Source organism: Pseudomonas sp. A (genome assembly GCF_056270345.1).
Map to the genome: position 1 here is coordinate 1229477 of NZ_CM149873.1, position 17307 is coordinate 1246783.

At 65.1% G+C, this 17307-nt stretch carries 11 protein-coding genes; 9 read left to right on the forward strand and 2 right to left on the reverse strand.

Annotated elements, in window-relative coordinates; all coding sequences use genetic code 11:
* Positions 1 to 4 precede the first annotated feature (4 nt).
* A complete protein-coding gene (locus AC0MAZ_RS05560; RefSeq protein WP_475860540.1) occupies positions 5 to 1369 on the reverse strand; it encodes a formimidoylglutamate deiminase in 1365 nt (454 codons plus the stop codon).
* A gap of 144 nt (positions 1370 to 1513) precedes the next feature.
* On the opposite strand from AC0MAZ_RS05560, the gene hutC reads away from it, so the two are divergent.
* The 7 genes from hutC (at position 1514) to hutG (ending at position 10023) form a co-directional block, all read left to right on the forward strand.
* Positions 1514 to 2224: a histidine utilization repressor gene (gene hutC / locus AC0MAZ_RS05565; RefSeq protein WP_203652717.1), complete on the forward strand. Its 711-nt coding sequence runs from the start codon at positions 1514 to 1516 to the stop codon at positions 2222 to 2224.
* Positions 2221 to 2793: a HutD/Ves family protein gene (locus AC0MAZ_RS05570; RefSeq protein WP_475860542.1), complete on the forward strand. Its 573-nt coding sequence runs from the start codon at positions 2221 to 2223 to the stop codon at positions 2791 to 2793. Before hutC ends, AC0MAZ_RS05570 begins: the two co-directional genes overlap by 4 nt.
* Before the next feature lie 242 nt (positions 2794 to 3035).
* Entirely contained in the window at positions 3036 to 4709 is a 1674-nt protein-coding gene (gene hutU, locus AC0MAZ_RS05575; RefSeq protein WP_203648367.1) for a urocanate hydratase, read from the forward strand.
* Between the two features lie 87 nt (positions 4710 to 4796).
* The gene (gene hutH / locus AC0MAZ_RS05580; protein ID WP_254465356.1) at positions 4797 to 6329 is read left to right on the forward strand and encodes a histidine ammonia-lyase; all 1533 of its coding nucleotides are present in this window, start codon (positions 4797 to 4799) and stop codon (positions 6327 to 6329) included.
* A 150-nt stretch (positions 6330 to 6479) separates the two neighbouring features.
* Positions 6480 to 7883, forward strand: coding sequence for an amino acid permease (locus AC0MAZ_RS05585; protein WP_475860546.1), 1404 nt, complete (start codon positions 6480 to 6482; stop codon positions 7881 to 7883).
* 18 nt (positions 7884 to 7901) lie between these two features.
* Positions 7902 to 9107 (forward strand): imidazolonepropionase, encoded by a 1206-nt coding sequence (gene hutI, locus AC0MAZ_RS05590; RefSeq protein ID WP_475860548.1) that lies wholly within the window; start codon positions 7902 to 7904, stop codon positions 9105 to 9107.
* Between the two features lie 112 nt (positions 9108 to 9219).
* Positions 9220 to 10023 (forward strand): N-formylglutamate deformylase, encoded by an 804-nt coding sequence (hutG, locus tag AC0MAZ_RS05595; protein ID WP_475860551.1) that lies wholly within the window; start codon positions 9220 to 9222, stop codon positions 10021 to 10023.
* A 3-nt stretch (positions 10024 to 10026) separates the two neighbouring features.
* Here the strand turns inward: hutG and AC0MAZ_RS05600 are convergent, their stop codons facing one another.
* Positions 10027 to 15849, reverse strand: a complete 5823-nt coding sequence (locus AC0MAZ_RS05600; RefSeq protein WP_475860553.1) for a dermonecrotic toxin domain-containing protein — start codon at positions 15847 to 15849, stop codon at positions 10027 to 10029.
* Here AC0MAZ_RS05600 and pip point away from each other — a divergent pair.
* Positions 15784 to 16755 (forward strand): prolyl aminopeptidase, encoded by a 972-nt coding sequence (pip, locus tag AC0MAZ_RS05605; RefSeq protein ID WP_232854949.1) that lies wholly within the window; start codon positions 15784 to 15786, stop codon positions 16753 to 16755. The two genes, AC0MAZ_RS05600 and pip, sit on opposite strands and share 66 nt — an antisense overlap.
* Positions 16752 to 17189 carry a D-aminoacyl-tRNA deacylase gene (gene dtd / locus AC0MAZ_RS05610; RefSeq protein WP_050707270.1) on the forward strand — a complete coding sequence of 146 codons (438 nt, stop codon included), beginning with the start codon at positions 16752 to 16754 and terminating at the stop codon, positions 17187 to 17189. The genes pip and dtd overlap by 4 nt, the downstream gene beginning before the upstream one ends.
* Positions 17190 to 17307 lie beyond the last annotated feature (118 nt).

Consider the following 17307-nt stretch of genomic DNA (forward strand, 5'->3'; position numbering starts at 1 on the left):
GTGTTCAGGCTAGAAGCTGGCGTAGCACCTCGACAAACGCCACCGCGCTTTCCTCTTCCTGCCCATGCCGCCCCTGGCGCACCACCCACTGCCCGTTGACCATCACATCACGCACCTGGCGGTCGCCGCCCGCAAACAACCAGCGGTTGAGGATGGCATCGCCGTCCGCCACGGCCAGATACGGATCCTGTCCATCGAGCACCAGCCAGTCCGCGCGCTTGCCCACGGCGAGCTCGCCGATCGGTTGCCCCAGCGCCTGGGCGCCGCCAGTCAGCGCGGCATCGTAGAGGGTACGGCCCACCATCGGCTGGTCTGCGCGATACAGGCGGTTGCGCCGTTGGTCGCGCAGGCGCTGGCCATACTCCAGCCAGCGCAGCTCCTCGACCACGCTGAGCGACACATGGCTGTCCGAGCCGATGCCCATGCGCCCGCCCTGGGCCAGGTAGTCCACCGCCGGGAAGATACCGTCGCCCAGGTTCGCCTCGGTGGTCAGGCACAGCCCGGCCACCGCGCCGCTGCGGGCCATGGCGGCGACTTCGTCGGCTTCGGCGTGGGTGGCGTGGACCAGGCACCAGCGCTGGTCGACTTCGACATGCTCGTACAACCACTGCAGCGGACGGCGGCCGCTCCAGGCCAGGCAGTCATCGACTTCCTTCTGCTGCTCGGCAATGTGGATATGCACCGGGCAGGCCGCATCACTGGCGCCCAGCACATCGGCGATCTGGCCCGGCGTCACGGCGCGCAGGGAGTGGAAGCACAGTCCCAGCGCCTGCGCCGGTTGTTGCGCCAGCAAGGGTGCAAGCTGCTGTTGCAGGCGCAGGTACTGCTCGGTGGAATTGATGAAGCGTCGCTGACCGTCGTTGGGGGCCTGGCCGCCGAAGCCGGAATGGCTGTACAGCACCGGCAGCAAGGTCAGGCCGATGCCGCTGGCACTGGCGGCGGCGCTGATGCGGCGTGACAGCTCGGCAGGGTCGGCATAGGCCTGGCCGTTCTGGTCATGGTGGACATAATGGAACTCGGCCACCGAGGTGTATCCGGCCTTGAGCATCTCGATGTACAGCTGGCGGGCGATCACCTGCAACTGCTCCGGGGTGATCCGGCCGACCAGGCGGTACATCAGCTCGCGCCAGGTCCAGAAGCTGTCGTTGGGGTTGCCGGCCACTTCCGCCAGCCCCGCCATGGCCCGCTGGAACGCGTGCGAGTGCAGGTTGGGCATGCCCGGCAGCAACGGCCCGGCCAGGCGCTCGGCGCCATCGGCGCTGGCATCGGCCTCGATTGAGGCCAGTCGGCCGTCGGCGGCGACCTCCAGGCGGACATTGCGGGCCCAGCCCGAGGGCAGCAGGGCGCGTTCGGCGAAGTAGGCGGACATCGGTGAAATCCTGTTATTGTTAACTTGTATATACATATACAGCCGTTTGCCTGCCGGGTAAACTCCGGCAAGCTACCGTTCACTCCAACCGCACAAGGATTCAACGCCGTGCCGACACTTCCTGTCTCCGCGCTGGTTGCCCAGATGGGCGAAGGGCCGGCGCCGCTCTACGCCCGGGTGAAACAGATGATCATCCAGCAGATCGAGAGCGGCAGCTGGCCGCCTCATCATCGGGTGCCCTCGGAGAGCGAACTGGTCAGCGAGCTGGGCTTCAGCCGCATGACCATTAACCGCGCCCTGCGCGAGCTGACCGCCGAGGGCCTGCTGGTGCGCATGCAGGGTGTCGGCACCTTCGTCGCCGAGCCCAAGACCCGCTCGGCGCTGTTCGAGGTCAACAACATCGCCGACGAAATCGCCGGCCGTGGCCACCAGCATAGCTGCCAGGTGATCACCCTGGCCGAGGAGGCCGCTGGCTCCGAGCGCGCCCTGGCCCTGGACATGCGCGAAGGCCAGCGGGTGTTCCACTCGTTGATCGTGCATTACGAGAACGGCGTGCCGGTGCAGATCGAGGACCGCTACGTCAACGCCGCCATCGCCCCGGACTACCTCAAGCAGGATTTCACCCGGCAGACGCCCTACGCCTACCTGTCGCAGGTCGCGCCGCTTACCGAAGGCGAGCACGTGGTCGAGGCCATCCTCGCCGAACCTGAAGAATGCACGCTGTTGCAGATCGAGCGGGGCGAACCGTGCCTGCTGATCCGCCGCCGCACCTGGTCGGGACGCCAGCCGGTGACCGCCGCGCGCCTGATCCACCCCGGTTCCCGTCACCGTCTGGAAGGACGATTCAGCAAATGACTCAGTTGCAGCTGTTGCGTGCGCGGGATTATCCGCGCATGCCCTGGAAGAACGGTGGTGGCTTCACCGAAGAGATCACCCGCGATGCCGGCGACAGCCTGGACGGTTTCGGCTGGCGCCTGTCGATTGCCGATATCGAGGAGTCCGGTGGCTTTTCCACCTTCGCCGGGTACCAGCGGATTATCACCGTATTGCAGGGTGACGGCATGCGCCTGCTGGTCGATGGCAAGGCCAGCCGGCCGCTGCTGCCGTTCGAGGCGTTTGCTTTCAGTGGCGAGAGCCAGGTCAGTTGCAAGCTGCTGGGTGGGGCGATTCGCGATTTCAACCTGATCTACGCGCCGCAGCGGTATCGGGCGCGGTTGCAGTGGTTCGATGGCGGCAACCAGATATTCAGTTCGGCGTCGACGCTGTTGCTGTTTGCCGCCGGCACTCATGTCGAGGTGGGGCTGGCTGGGCAGGGCACGCAGCAGCTTGGGCGGTATGACTGCCTGCGGATCGATGGTAATGAGGGGTTGCTGGAAATGGATGTGCAGGGGCGGTTCTGCCTGATAGAGCTCATTACGCGTTGAGATAGCCGGGGCCGCTACGCGACCCTTTCGCGGCACAAGGCCGCTCCTACAGGATTGCGCGGGACCTGTAGGAGCGGCCTTGTGCCGCGAAAGGGTCGCGTAGCGGCCCCATTTGCATTTGATGAATCCCGAGGAATGGTCGGTCTTTTTTGGTTGCCTATGCTTGTACATACAAGTAAAGGTGTGTTTGTATAGTCACCACGACACACACATGCCGTCGGACGACCGCAGAGGACATCCCCGTGACTGACAACAACAAGTACCGTGACGTAGAAATCCGTGCCCCGCGTGGCAACAAGCTGACCGCCAAGAGCTGGCTGACCGAAGCCCCGCTGCGCATGCTGATGAACAACCTCGACCCGCAGGTTGCCGAAAATCCGAAAGAGCTGGTGGTGTACGGCGGCATCGGCCGCGCCGCGCGCAACTGGGAGTGCTACGACAAGATCGTCGAGACCCTGACCCGCCTGGAAGACGACGAAACCCTTCTGGTGCAGTCGGGCAAGCCGGTCGGCGTGTTCAAGACCCACAGCAACGCCCCGCGCGTGCTGATCGCCAACTCCAACCTGGTACCGCACTGGGCCAACTGGGAACACTTCAACGAGCTGGACGCCAAGGGCCTGGCCATGTACGGCCAGATGACCGCCGGCAGCTGGATCTACATCGGCAGCCAGGGCATCGTCCAGGGCACCTACGAAACCTTCGTCGAGGCCGGTCGCCAGCACTACAACGGCAGCCTGAAAGGCAAGTGGGTACTGACCGCGGGCCTCGGTGGCATGGGCGGCGCCCAGCCACTGGCCGCGACCCTGGCCGGCGCCTGCTCGTTGAACATCGAGTGCCAGCAGAGCCGCATCGATTTCCGCCTGGAAACCCGCTACGTCGATGAGCAGGCCAAGGACCTGGACGACGCCCTGGCGCGCATCGCCAAGTACACCGCCGAAGGCAAGGCCATCTCCATCGCCCTGCATGGCAACGCCGCCGAAATCCTGCCGGAGCTGGTCAAGCGTGGCGTGCGCCCGGACATGGTCACCGACCAGACCAGCGCCCACGACCCGCTCAACGGCTACCTGCCGGCCGGCTGGACCTGGGAGCAATACCGCGACCGCGCCCAGACCGACCCGGCTGCGGTGGTCAAGGCCGCCAAGCAATCGATGGCCGTGCACGTCAAGGCCATGCTCGACTTCCAGGCGCAAGGCATCCCGACTTTCGACTACGGCAACAACATCCGCCAGATGGCCAAGGAAGAAGGCGTGGCAAACGCTTTCGATTTCCCGGGCTTCGTACCGGCCTACATCCGCCCGTTGTTCTGCCGCGGTGTCGGCCCGTTCCGTTGGGCCGCGCTGTCCGGCGACGCCGAGGACATCTACAAGACCGACGCCAAGGTCAAGGAACTGATCCCGGACGACGCCCACCTGCACCGCTGGCTGGACATGGCCCGCGAGCGCATCAGCTTCCAGGGCCTGCCGGCGCGTATCTGCTGGGTCGGCCTGGGCCTGCGCGCCAAGCTGGGGCTGGCGTTCAACGAAATGGTGCGCAGCGGCGAGCTGTCGGCGCCGGTGGTGATCGGTCGCGACCACCTGGACTCGGGCTCGGTATCCAGCCCCAACCGCGAAACCGAAGCCATGCGCGACGGCTCCGACGCGGTCTCCGACTGGCCGCTGCTCAACGCCCTGCTCAACACTGCGGGCGGCGCCACCTGGGTTTCGCTGCACCACGGCGGTGGCGTGGGCATGGGCTTCTCCCAGCACTCGGGCATGGTCATCGTCTGCGACGGTACCGATGAAGCCGCCGAGCGTATCGCCCGCGTGCTGACCAACGACCCGGGGACCGGCGTGATGCGCCACGCCGATGCCGGTTACCAGATCGCCATCGACTGCGCCAAGGAGCAGGGCCTGGACCTGCCGATGATCACCGGCTGATCGGCGCGCTTTGGATCGCACCCTGTACGGGTGATACTGAACAACAAGAAGGGGCCCTGCGCGGCCCCATGCGATTGGAGTAGCGAAGTGACCGAATTGACCCTCAAGCCCGGCACCCTGACCCTGGCCCAACTGCGCGCCATCCATGCCGCCCCCGTGCGCCTGCAGCTGGATGCCAGCGCCGCGCCGGCCATCGACGCCAGCGTTGCCTGCGTCGAACAGATCATCGCCGAAGACCGCACCGCCTACGGCATCAACACCGGTTTCGGCCTGCTGGCCTCGACCCGCATTGCCAGCCATGACCTTGAGAACCTGCAGCGTTCGCTGGTGCTGTCCCACGCCGCCGGTATCGGCGCGCCGCTGGACGACAGCCTGGTGCGCCTGATCATGGTGCTGAAGATCAACAGCCTCAGCCGCGGTTTCTCCGGCATCCGTCGCAAGGTGATCGACGCGCTGATCGCCCTGGTCAACGCCGAAGTTTATCCACACATCCCACTCAAGGGCTCGGTCGGCGCTTCCGGCGACCTGGCACCGCTGGCGCACATGTCGCTGGTACTGCTGGGCGAGGGCAAGGCCCGCTACCAGGGCCAGTGGCTGCCTGCCACCGAGGCCCTGGCCGTCGCTGGCCTGGAGCCACTGACCCTGGCCGCCAAAGAGGGCCTGGCCCTGCTTAACGGTACCCAGGCGTCCACCGCCTACGCCCTGCGCGGCCTGTTCCAGGCCGAAGACCTGTATGCCGCTGCCATCGCCTGTGGCGGCCTGACCGTGGAAGCGGCACTGGGTTCGCGCTCGCCGTTCGATGCACGTATCCATGAAGTGCGTGGCCAGCGCGGCCAGATCGACACCGCCGCCTGCTTCCGCGACCTGCTGGGCGACACCAGCGAAGTGTCGCTGTCGCACAAGAACTGCGACAAGGTCCAGGACCCGTACTCCCTGCGCTGCCAGCCACAGGTCATGGGTGCCTGCCTGACCCAGATCCGCCAGGCCGCCGAAGTGCTCGGTATCGAAGCCAACGCCGTGTCGGACAACCCGCTGGTGTTCGCCGCCGAAGGCGACGTGATCTCTGGCGGCAACTTCCACGCCGAGCCCGTGGCCATGGCCGCCGACAACCTGGCCCTGGCGATCGCCGAGATCGGCTCGCTGAGCGAGCGCCGCATCTCGCTGATGATGGACAAGCACATGTCCCAGCTGCCGCCGTTCCTGGTGGAAAACGGCGGGGTCAACTCCGGCTTCATGATCGCCCAGGTCACCGCTGCCGCGTTGGCCAGCGAGAACAAGGCCTTGTCGCACCCGCACAGCGTTGACAGCCTGCCAACCTCGGCCAACCAGGAAGACCATGTGTCGATGGCCCCGGCCGCCGGCAAGCGCCTGTGGGAAATGGCCGAGAACACCCGTGGCGTGCTGGCCATCGAATGGCTGGGCGCCTGTCAGGGCCTGGACCTGCGCAAGGGGCTGAAGACTTCGGTCAAGCTGGAGCAGGCGCGCCAGGCGCTGCGCAAGGACGTGCCGCACTATGACCGCGACCGTTTCTTCGCGCCGGATATCGAGGTGGCGTCCGAGCTGCTGGCCAAAGGTACCTTGACCGGCCTGCTGCCGGCTGGGGTCCTGCCTAGCCTGTAACACCGTCGGGGGCCGCTTTGCGGCCCTTTCGCGGCGCAAGGCCGCTCCTACACAGGCAATGCGTTCCCCTGTAGGAGCGGCCTTGTGCCGCGATGGGCTTCGCAGCAGCCCCCCTCATTCTCACGACCAGAACAACAATAAGGACGTGACATGCAACAAGCTCAAGGTCTCAAGCGCGGGCTATCGGCCCGGCATATCCGTTTCATGGCGCTCGGTTCGGCAATCGGTACCGGGCTTTTCTACGGCTCGGCCTCGGCTATCCAGATGGCCGGCCCGGCCGTGCTGCTGGCCTACCTGATCGGCGGCGCCGCCGTGTTCATGGTCATGCGCGCCCTCGGCGAGATGGCCGTGCACAACCCGGTGGCCGGCTCCTTCGGCCACTACGCCAGCACCTACCTCGGTCCGATGGCCGGCTTCATCCTCGGCTGGACCTACGCCTTCGAGATGGTCATCGTCGCCATCGCCGACGTCACCGCCTTCGGTATCTACATGGGCTTCTGGTTCCCCGAGGTCGCCCGCTGGATCTGGGTGCTGGGCATCGTGTTCCTGATCGGCGGCCTGAACCTGTGCAATGTGCGGGTCTTCGGCGAGATGGAGTTCTGGCTGTCGCTGCTCAAGGTCGGCGCCATCGTCGCGATGATTCTCGCGGGCCTTGGCATCATGGCTTTCGGCTTCAGCCAGGTGGGCACCGGGCACGCGGTCGGGGTGAGCAACCTGTTCGACCATGGCGGTTTCATGCCCAATGGCGTCAGTGGCCTGATCGCCTCGTTCGCGGTGGTGATGTTCGCCTTCGGCGGCATCGAGATCATCGGTGTCACCGCCGGTGAAGCGAAAGACCCTCAGCGCGTCATCCCCAAGGCAATTAACGCCGTGCCGCTGCGCATCCTGCTGTTCTACGTGCTCACCCTGTTCGTGCTGATGTGCCTGTATCCGTGGCCGCAGATCGGCAGCCAGGGCAGCCCGTTCGTGCAGATCTTCAGCAACCTGGGGATCGGCTCGGCCGCAGCCGTGCTCAATATCGTGGTGATCTCGGCGGCGATTTCGGCGATCAACAGCGACATCTTCGGTGCCGGGCGCATGATGTACGGCCTGGCCCAGCATGGCCAGGCACCGCGTGGCTTCGGCAAACTGTCGAAACACGGCGTGCCATGGATGACCGTGGTGGTGATGGGCGCGGCGCTGCTGGTCGGTGTGCTGCTCAACTACCTGATCCCGGAAAACGTGTTCCTGCTGATTGCCTCGATCGCCACCTTCGCCACCGTGTGGGTGTGGCTGATGATCCTGGTCACCCAGGTCGCCATGCGCCGCAGCATGAGCCGTGAGGAGGTCGCCCAGCTCAAGTTCCCGGTACCCTTCTGGCCCTATGGCCCGGCCCTGGCCATTGCCTTCATGGTGTTCATCTTCGGTGTGCTCGGCTACTTCCCCGATACCCAGGCGGCGTTGCTCGTCGGGGTGATCTGGGTGGTGTTCCTGGTGGCGTCCTACCTGCTGTGGTGCAAGCCCCGCGCTGGTGGTGGCGAGCCGCTCAGGGAGCCTGCCGAGCTGCACCGTTAAGCTTACAAGGAGATCCTGATGAGAACCCTCTGGCAGCACTGCCACGCCGCGACCATGACCGAGGGCCGCTACGCGGTCATCGAGGACGCGGCGATCGTCACCAGCGCCGGACTGATCGAGTGGATCGGCCCGCGCGATGACGTGCCGCCGGTCGCGGCCGACCGCGTCGTCGACCTGGGCGGTGCCTGGGTCACCCCCGGGCTGATCGACTGCCACACCCACGCGGTGTTCGGCGGCAACCGCAGCGGCGAGTTCGAGCAGCGCCTGCAGGGCGTCAGCTATGCCGAGATCGCCGCCCAGGGCGGCGGTATCGCCAGCACCGTGCGGGCCACCCGCGCGGCCAGCGAGGACGAGCTACTGGCCAGTGCCCGCCAGCGGGTTCAGGCGCTGATGCGCGACGGCGTGACCACGATCGAGATCAAGTCCGGCTACGGCCTGGACCTTGAGAACGAACGCAAGATGCTGCGCGTCGCCCGGCGCCTGGGCGAGGAGCTGCCGGTCACCGTGCGCAGTACCTGCCTGGCCGCCCACGCGCTGCCGCCGGAATACGCGGGCAGGGCGGACGACTACATCGACCATATCTGCGAGCAGATGCTCCCGGCGTTGGCCGCCGAGGGGCTGGTGGACGCGGTGGACGCCTTCTGCGAACACCTGGCGTTCTCCCCGGTCCAGGTCGAGCGCTTGTTCATCAAGGCGCGTGAGCTGGGGCTGCCGGTAAAGCTGCACGCCGAGCAGTTGTCGTCGCTGCACGGCTCGAGCCTGGCGGCCCGCTACCAGGCGCTGTCGGCCGATCACCTGGAGTTCATGACCGAGGAAGACGCCATTGCCATGGCCGAGGCCGGCACGGTCGCGGTGCTGCTGCCGGGGGCATTCTACTTCCTGCGCGAAACCCAGCTGCCACCGATGGACGCCCTGCGCCGGCATGGCGTGAAGATCGCCCTGGCCAGCGACCTCAACCCCGGTACCTCGCCGGGGCTGTCGCTGCGCCTGATGCTGAACATGGGCTGCACCTGTTTCCGTATGACCCCGGAAGAAGCCCTGGCCGGCGTCACCGTGCACGCCGCCACGGCGCTGGGGCTGGGCGACAGCCACGGCTCGCTGGAAGTGGGCAAGGTGGCGGATTTCATCGCCTGGCAGATCGAACGCCCGGCCGACCTCAGCTACTGGCTCGGCGGCGACCTGCCCAAGCGCGTGGTGCGCCTGGGCCATGAAATATCCAACTGAAGGGTAGCTTCGTGGGAGCGGGCTTGTCCCGCGATACCGGCGAGGCCGGTGCCCTTCATCGCGGGGCAAGCCCGCTCCCACGAAGGTCAATCAGATACGCTGTAGGAGTCATATGGACAAGGTATTGAGTTTCCACCAGGGCCGGTTGCCATTGCTGATCAGCATGCCCCACGCCGGGCTGGGTCTGACCGACAAGGTGCGTGACGGTTTGGTCGACCAGGCACGCAGCCTGCCGGACACCGACTGGCACATTCCACGCCTGTACGACTTCGCCCGTGACCTGGGCGCAAGTGTAGTGGCGGCGGAGTATTCGCGCTTCGTCATCGACCTGAACCGCCCGGACGACGACAAGCCGCTGTACGCCGGCGCCACCACCGGCCTGTACCCGGCGACATTGTTCGACGGCGAGCCGTTGTTCAAGGATGGCCAGGTGCCGAGCGCCGACGAGCGGGCGACGTACCTGGAAGGGATCTGGCGCCCGTACCACGACACGATTCGTCGCGAGCTGGAGCGCCTGCGCGCAGAGTTCGGCTATGCGCTGCTGTGGGACGCCCACTCGATCCGTTCGCTGATCCCGCACCTGTTTGACGGCAAGCTGCCGGACTTCAACCTCGGTACCTTCAACGGCGCCAGTTGCGATTCCGAGCTGGCCGAGCGGCTGCAGGGCGTGTGCGCCGAGTTCCCGCACTACAGCCATGTGCTCAACGGCCGCTTCAAGGGTGGACACATCACCCGCCATTACGGTGACCCGTCCCGACAGATCCATGCCGTGCAACTGGAGCTGGCGCAGAGCACGTACATGAATGAAGTCGAGCCGTTCGCCTATCGCCAGGACCTGGCACAACCGACCCAAGCGGTCCTGAGACGGTTGCTGGAGACGGTCCTTACGTGGGGCCGGGAGCGATACGGGCGCTAGCGCTCAACTGCGATCCGGATTGGCCAGTGTGGTCAGTTCACGGATCAGGTGCCGTTCCCGTGCCTGCTTGTCGTTCTCCAGCGCTTCGTACTCGGGCGCCAGTTCATCGAGGCTTTGCGGGGACTCGTCCAGGGCGTTGACCTGCGCCCTGTACTGCTGCTCGATGGCGTCGAAGCGTGCTGCGTAGGTCAGTCGCAGGTATCGGCACCATTGGTCATTGCTCGCGGCATACCCCAGGAACGACTCACCCTGCTCATCCCGGTGTACCTGGTCCATCGCCGCTGTCAGCTCGCTGCGGCTGACATCGGCAAAGGCCTCGTAGAGCATGTTGTCGTCGGGCACACCCAGTTTCAGCTCCTGATTCAGTCCGCGGCGATAGGCCAGGCGTACCTCCGCCTCGTCCCGGCCTTTGGCTTTGTCGCGGGCGATCTCATCCAGTCGGTACAGGCGATAGAGGCGTGTGAGCTCCTGGTAAAGCGTGTGTTCCGTATCGCCTGCGGTTCTCAAAAGACTACGACTGTCGATCAGCAGCTCGATGTTCTGGAACACCAGCAGTGCCCCGTCGTGGCAGGTCTGGCTGCCGGTGTCCGGTTGCACCAGTGCCTCCTGCGCGATGGCGTTGAACAGCGCGCGTTCTTCCGGCCTGACCAGCGCCTTGATCAGGACCATGCGCACGCGCTGGCAGAAGGACGGCCGGCTGGCGCCATTGCGAAAGGGCGCTGACTGCTGCAGGCGCCCGACCAGCGACAGCAGGTTGCCCGCATCGCCTGCCAGTTCCAGTTGCTGCCAGGTATCGCGCAGTGCTTCGTTTTCCAGCTGTGCGCCTTGCAGCCAGGCCTCGAGGCGTGGCTGGTCCTCGGCAAGGGGAAGGATTGGATTATGCAGGTGCCCCCCCGCCAGTTCTTCATCCGAAGACGTCGCGGTCAGCAAGTCATCGGGCAGGCTCATGGCGAAGGTGAAGTTGCGCTGGGTGTCCGAGGAGGTGCGCGCACGGAACATGGTGCTGCGGGTCAGTGGGTTGTCGAACAGGGCGATCGACGACACGGGGAAGTCATGATCGAGGTTGCTGAAGATGTGATCGGGCAACTCGGTCAAGCGGTTCTCGCTCAGGTCGAGCAGCTCCAGCGGCAGCAGGCTGTCCAGCCAGGCGGGCCACTGTTCGATGCCCATGTTGTTCAGCTCGAGCCGAGTCAGGTTGCGCAAGGTCTCGGGCACCTGGGTGATTGTGCCCAGGCGGTTGCCGGCCAGTTCCAGTGTGCTGAGGTTGCCCAGTGCGCCGAAGATGGCGAGCACGTTGTCATCGATCATCAGCCCCATGTCGCGCAAGGACAGGTAGACGAGCCGGGGCAGGCGCAGGAGTGCTGTCGGCAGCGCCTGGTTCGGCTGGGTGTGTTCGACGAGGCTGAGGTTTTCCACCAGGGGGAAGCGTCGCAGGAAATCATCCAGCTGGGCGCTCGTGCTGCTGATCCGGGCTAGCGACAGGCTGCGCACGCGATCGTGGAAGAAGGACGGAAGTTGCGACGGGAAATGCTCCAGGGCGATGTTTTCCAGGCGCAGCGTGGTCTGGCGCATGCCCAGTTCCTGGTTGCGCCAGAAGGTGTTGATGCTGACCCCGATCCGGTTGCGCATGGCCATGGCGGCCTGGCTCAGCGGCGCCGTCGAACTTGATGCGTTGGCCCAGCTGTCGAGGGCGTCGCGCAGTGCTTCACGCTGCTGAGTGTAGCGGCGCAGGCGGGCGTTCAGGGACGATGAAATGTCGGCATGGATCCGTCCGGCCAGGCCCTGTTGATTGAGCAGGATGCGCAGCAGCTGATCCTCGATGATGGGATTGCCTTCCAGGGCAATGACCGAGTGGGTGGCAAGGTCCGGTTCGTTGCTCATGAGAAAGCTCGGCAGTGAGCGGATACGGTTGTCGCGTAGCGAGACCTCCCTGATGCGGGTCAGAGGGCGTGGCCTCAGTCCCTGGGGCCAGTGGTCGAGGTCCATGCGTTCGAGGCCCAGGTAGTCCAGCGTCAGGCCTTCGAAGGCCTGGTAGCTGTGCGATAACAGCCGATTGCCGTCCAGCGTGAGGCGCCGAAGGTGGGGCAACGCTCTCAGGCTTTCGATCTCCCTGCTCGACAATGCCAGGTTCAGGTTGGTGATGCTGAGGGATTCGAGCGCCGGAAGGCGGCGGGTGATCGAGCTGAGGTCGTACAGGAAGTTGGAGGCGGGTGCGTTGTCGACATAAGGTCGGGTCACCTCCAGCGAGCGTAAGCCTGGGAACTGTTGGAACAGACTGGTCAGCTGGCGCTCGCGCCGTCCCAGGCTCGAAGCGCTGCCGTGGGACGGGTCGATGAGCTGAAGATGCCTGACACTTTCGCCAAAGAACGTGGGCAGGTCGGACGGGAAGGTGTCCAGTGCGATCTGCTCCAGACGCAATGGTGTCGCCTCGTGGGGTGTCACAGGCAGGGCATTGTCATACCAGTGCTGGATGATCCGCTCATGCAGCGTGTCGATCGCTTCGCTGTCCTGCCCGGCTGTGGCGGTTGTCGCTCGTCGCCATGCGGCCAGCGTGTCGCGCAAGGTCGTGTGCCGCTCCAGCAATGCCTGCAGGCGTATGTTTATCTCGCTTCGGCTCAGTCCGCTGCCTTCCAGGTCGGCCAGTATCTGGTCGGCCGTACGCGTCGTATGCACGGGCAGGCCGGTTTCCCTGATCATGCGCAGCAGGGTGTGGCGGGTGAAGCCGCCTCCAGTGCCGCCATGGCCGCCCATCGGGTATCCCAGGCGGCCGTCGGCCAGGCGCATCGGCGAGTGGAAGCCCTGGCGCACGGGCTGCATGCGCAACACCTTGCGCAACGCCTCGCGCGAAAGTCGAGGCATCTGGCGAAGCAGGCGCTTGAGTGCTTGCGTGTAGCTCACTCCCAGGTTACCCAGTACGCTGATTGCGGGTGTCGGCAGGGCTTTCATCAGCGCACTGTAGAGCGTGTCGTGAAGCCTCTCCGAGGCTTCTGGGGCACTGCTGCCGTCAACGATGTATCCATTGGTCGTGCTGAAAATGGTGGCGTTGGGCTCGGCGGTCTGTGCTCCGATTCGTGTGCACTCGGCGGGCCAGTGCAGGTGTTGCTCAAGATCGATGACCGTATCGGCGGGCCAGCCGGGAAGCTGTTCCAGCGTATGCAAGATCAAGCGGTCAGTGTCCCAGTTGCGCACCGTGTTTAGATATAGCCCTTCATAGGCGCGGGCCAGGCGCACCTGCTGCTGGTAGGTGCGAGCCTCTGCACCAAGGCGGGCGTGGACCCTGCCTTTATCCAGACCCTGCAGCTCCTCCAGGCTGGCATTGCGCAACAGCTCTTCGATGACCGGAAGCGGCAGCTGTGGATAACGTTGCCGCAGGGTGGCGCCGCGGGCGGTGGGCCTGGCGTACAAAAGGTCGTAGCGCTTCTGGAACGTCTTGCGCAGCATGTTTGGCTCCGTCACCGACGTGCGCAGATCCTGATCCAGCTTGAAACGAGACAGCGTGTCCTCCAGCAGCGCTGGCAGGCGCAGGTTCTGGCTGACGGCTCGCCTCAGCATGGACTCATCGGTGCCGCTGACTTCGAGTACTCGGGCCAGGGTGCCTTCGTCGAATCCAGCGATCAGCTGACCTGCCCGACTGGCCAGCTTGTTCAGTGACCATGCCTGCGGTCGGTCCAGGCCATGCAACCAGGCGCCTGCGCCATTGTGGCGCATTCGAGGTTGGTAGCCTTGGGGGCTTTGCGGGTGTTCGAGGATGTAATCGTGGGGCGCAGTGATGGGCTTGACTGAAAACGTGCGGTCCTCCAGGGGCAGCCAGGTCTTGCCCGCGTGTCGGTACAAGCCGAACTCATCCGCTTTCAAGCCTGCAGGCAGCACGATGTCATGGGCAAATGGCTTCAGGTCCGGGGACCAGAGGCGGACCTCGCCGTCAGGCCTGCGCACCGGCTCCAGTTCTTCGACAAATGAAGGCGTCTCGGCGGTGATTTTCTCGATGGCAGGTTTTCCGCTGCTCGCCTCCCAGACCCCGAGAGCCGCCAACTGGGCAACGTTTTCAACCACGTCCACCAGGTAGGCCAGGGCCTGCTGCCTGTCGCCCTGCGCCCAGCTGGCGAACCCTTCGTATACTTCATGCCCCAGTTGCAGTGCCGTCAGTCCCAGCATCACCGGACCAAGGGCCGGTACGAAGAAGCTGCCCAAGGCCAGGGCGTTGAAGGCCAGGCCGGTGTAGTACGCCAGTTGTTTCTGCGCGGTTATCTGATCCTCCGTCGCGGTGGGGACCGCGTGGAACAGGGCATCGTCCCTGAACCTTTGACGTTTCTGCGCGACCAGCGCCTCGCGCAGGCCTTGCCCGAAGGGCTGCTGTGCCACCGTCACTCGGGCGTCTGGATCGCGCACACGGTTTACCGTACCGCCGTACTGGCCCGGAAAGACCTTTGAGGTACTCCAGTCCACCGGTTGCAGGCAGTCCAGCAACTGTGTGAGAAAGGCATTGCTGTCGCGTGCCGGTACGCTGTCGAGCAGTTGCCGGCGGGTCATGGACCCCAGCTGTTCGCGCAGGTAGGCCTGCAGCGCCTCGGCGGTGGCGTGATGCTTCAAGGGGATTCGCGCGCCGGGCAGATAGGTGACCAGCCAACCCTGGAAGGGCAGTTGGAACGCAGGGTAGCGCGACGGCAGGCTGGGGCCCGTTTCTACACCGAAGATCAAGGCGCCTGTTACCGAGCTGCCGAACAGCTGCAGGAAGGTCGCGCCCAGCGGACGGCCTTCGTACTCGGCCTCGCCGTGTTCGACCAGCTTGAGCAAGGCCTTATACAGCGGCTGTTCGAGCCTTTCGCCCAGATAAGCCCTGTGCAGCTCCAGGCGCAGGGTGCTCAGTTCCGCGTCGCCGAATACCTTGGCCGTCTGCGGATCCGCCTGGCAGGCCGTTTCGATCAGCGCCTGGTACTGACCACCGATATCCAGCTCGCGGGATAATGCCGCGAATTCGCTCGGCGAGATCTCGACCTGGTTGCCGCTGGGCACCACGCCCACGAACGCATTGCTGTCGAGCACCCTTGAGCTGAGCCTGGCGGTATCCAGCCCACCAGGCAGCGCCTGTTCGGCCTCGAAGTTCTGCAAGGCGCTGTGCAGCAAGGACTGCGTGGCTCGTCTGAACGACCGTGCTGCCTGAACGATCGGGTCGCCGCGGGAGGCGTCCTGATAAGCCTCGGCCCGGCGGGCGTTAAACAGATAGGTCTTGTTCACGTCCAGTTGCAGATGGAAGCGCTGCTTGATCGCCTGGGTCAGCTGCTGCGTGGCGAACTGCCGTAGATCGGGTAGCTGCTTGAGCCGCCTGGCCACCTCATCCTGGGTCTGTCGATGGGTGCCATATTCCTGTACCAGCTGTCGGGCGATGTCCGGGTGCGCCAGGCAAGCCTTGTCGAACCAGGCGTTTGGTTGGCTCAGGGCATTGCGCATGTGGGCATGGGCCGGCTTTGCGACGTGCTTCAGCCAGTCAGGCATCTGGTCGGCGATCAGCCGCTTCGACAGTGAACCTATGGGTTCGTCCGTTACTGGCGCGCCAGCGACGCCGTTGTTGTTGACGCTCATGGTGGGGCCTCGATGGAAGGGAGGCCCGGATGGTATGGACTGTGCCGCCGACCAAGGACATAACATGATCTGGCCGTAGAACCCGTCCGCATGCATCGCACCCAGCACGAGAGCATGCTCAAAGCGCAATTCAGGTTTATGATGCCAGGCGGCAGACAATATCCTCACACGGAGTGCGCGATGCAGACCCTCTACCCGCAGATCAAACCCTACGCCCGGCACGATCTGGCCGTGGAAGCGCCGCATGTGCTGTATGTCGATGAGAGCGGCTCGCCGGAAGGTCTGCCCGTGGTGTTCATCCACGGTGGCCCGGGCGCGGGCTGCGATGCCCAGAGCCGCTGCTACTTCGACCCCAACCTGTACCGCATCGTCACCTTCGACCAGCGCGGCTGCGGCCGCTCCACGCCGCACGCGAGCCTGGAGAACAACACTACCTGGCACCTGGTCGAGGACCTGGAGCGCATTCGCGAGCACCTCGGCATCGACAAGTGGGTGCTGTTCGGCGGTTCCTGGGGTTCCACCCTGGCCCTGGCCTACGCCCAGAAGCACCCCGAGCGGGTGCATGGCCTGATCCTGCGCGGCATCTTCCTGTGCCGCCCGCAGGAGATCCACTGGTTCTACCAGGAAGGCGCCAGCCGCCTGTTCCCCGACTACTGGCAGGACTACATCGCACCGATCCCGCCGGAGGAACGCGGCGACCTGGTCAACGCCTTCCACAAGCGCCTGACCGGCAACGACCAGATCGCCCAGATGCATGCCGCCAAGGCCTGGTCCACCTGGGAGGGCCGCACCGCGACCCTGCGCCCAAACCCGCTGGTGGTCGACCGCTTCTCCGAGCCGCAGCGCGCCCTGTCGATCGCTCGCATCGAGTGCCATTACTTCACCAACAACGCTTTCCTCGAGCCAGACCAGCTGATCCGCGACATGCCGAAGATCGCTCACCTGCCGGCGATGATCGTGCATGGCCGCTACGACGTGATCTGCCCGTTGGACAACGCCTGGGAGCTGCACCAGGCCTGGCCGAACAGCGAGCTGAAGGTGATCCGCGACGCCGGCCACGCCGCCTCCGAGCCCGGCATCACCGACGCCCTGGTGCGCGCCGCCGACCAGATGGCCCGGCGCCTGCTCGACCTGCCCCTGGAAGAAGCATGAAGGGGCTGATCCAGCGTGTGCGTGGCGCGCGGGTGGAAGTGGCAGGGGAGATTGTCGGCGCCATCGACCAGGGGTTGCTGGCGCTGGTGGCGGTCGAGCCTGAAGATTCGCCCGAGCATGCCGACAAGCTGTTGCACAAACTGCTGAACTACCGGGTGTTCAGCGACGAGCAGGGCAAGATGAACCGCTCGCTCAAGGATGTCGGTGGCGGCCTGCTGCTGGTGTCGCAGTTCACCCTGGCCGCCGACACCCGCAACGGCATGCGCCCGAGCTTTTCCACGGCGGCGCCACCGGCCCTCGGCGCCGAGCTGTTCGACTATCTGCTGCGCCAGGCACAGGCCCGGCACCCGCTGGTGGCCAGTGGTCGCTTCGGTGCAGACATGCAGGTGCATCTGGTCAATGATGGCCCGGTAACATTTATGTTACAAATATGAGGTCAAAAAACCCCTTGTTTGTCGAAAAACAAGGGGTTTTGTACGATAAATAGTTTGTTCAGCCTGATGCGTTGTAACGCGACCTGCTGGATAATCGCGCGCTGCATGAACCTGCGTT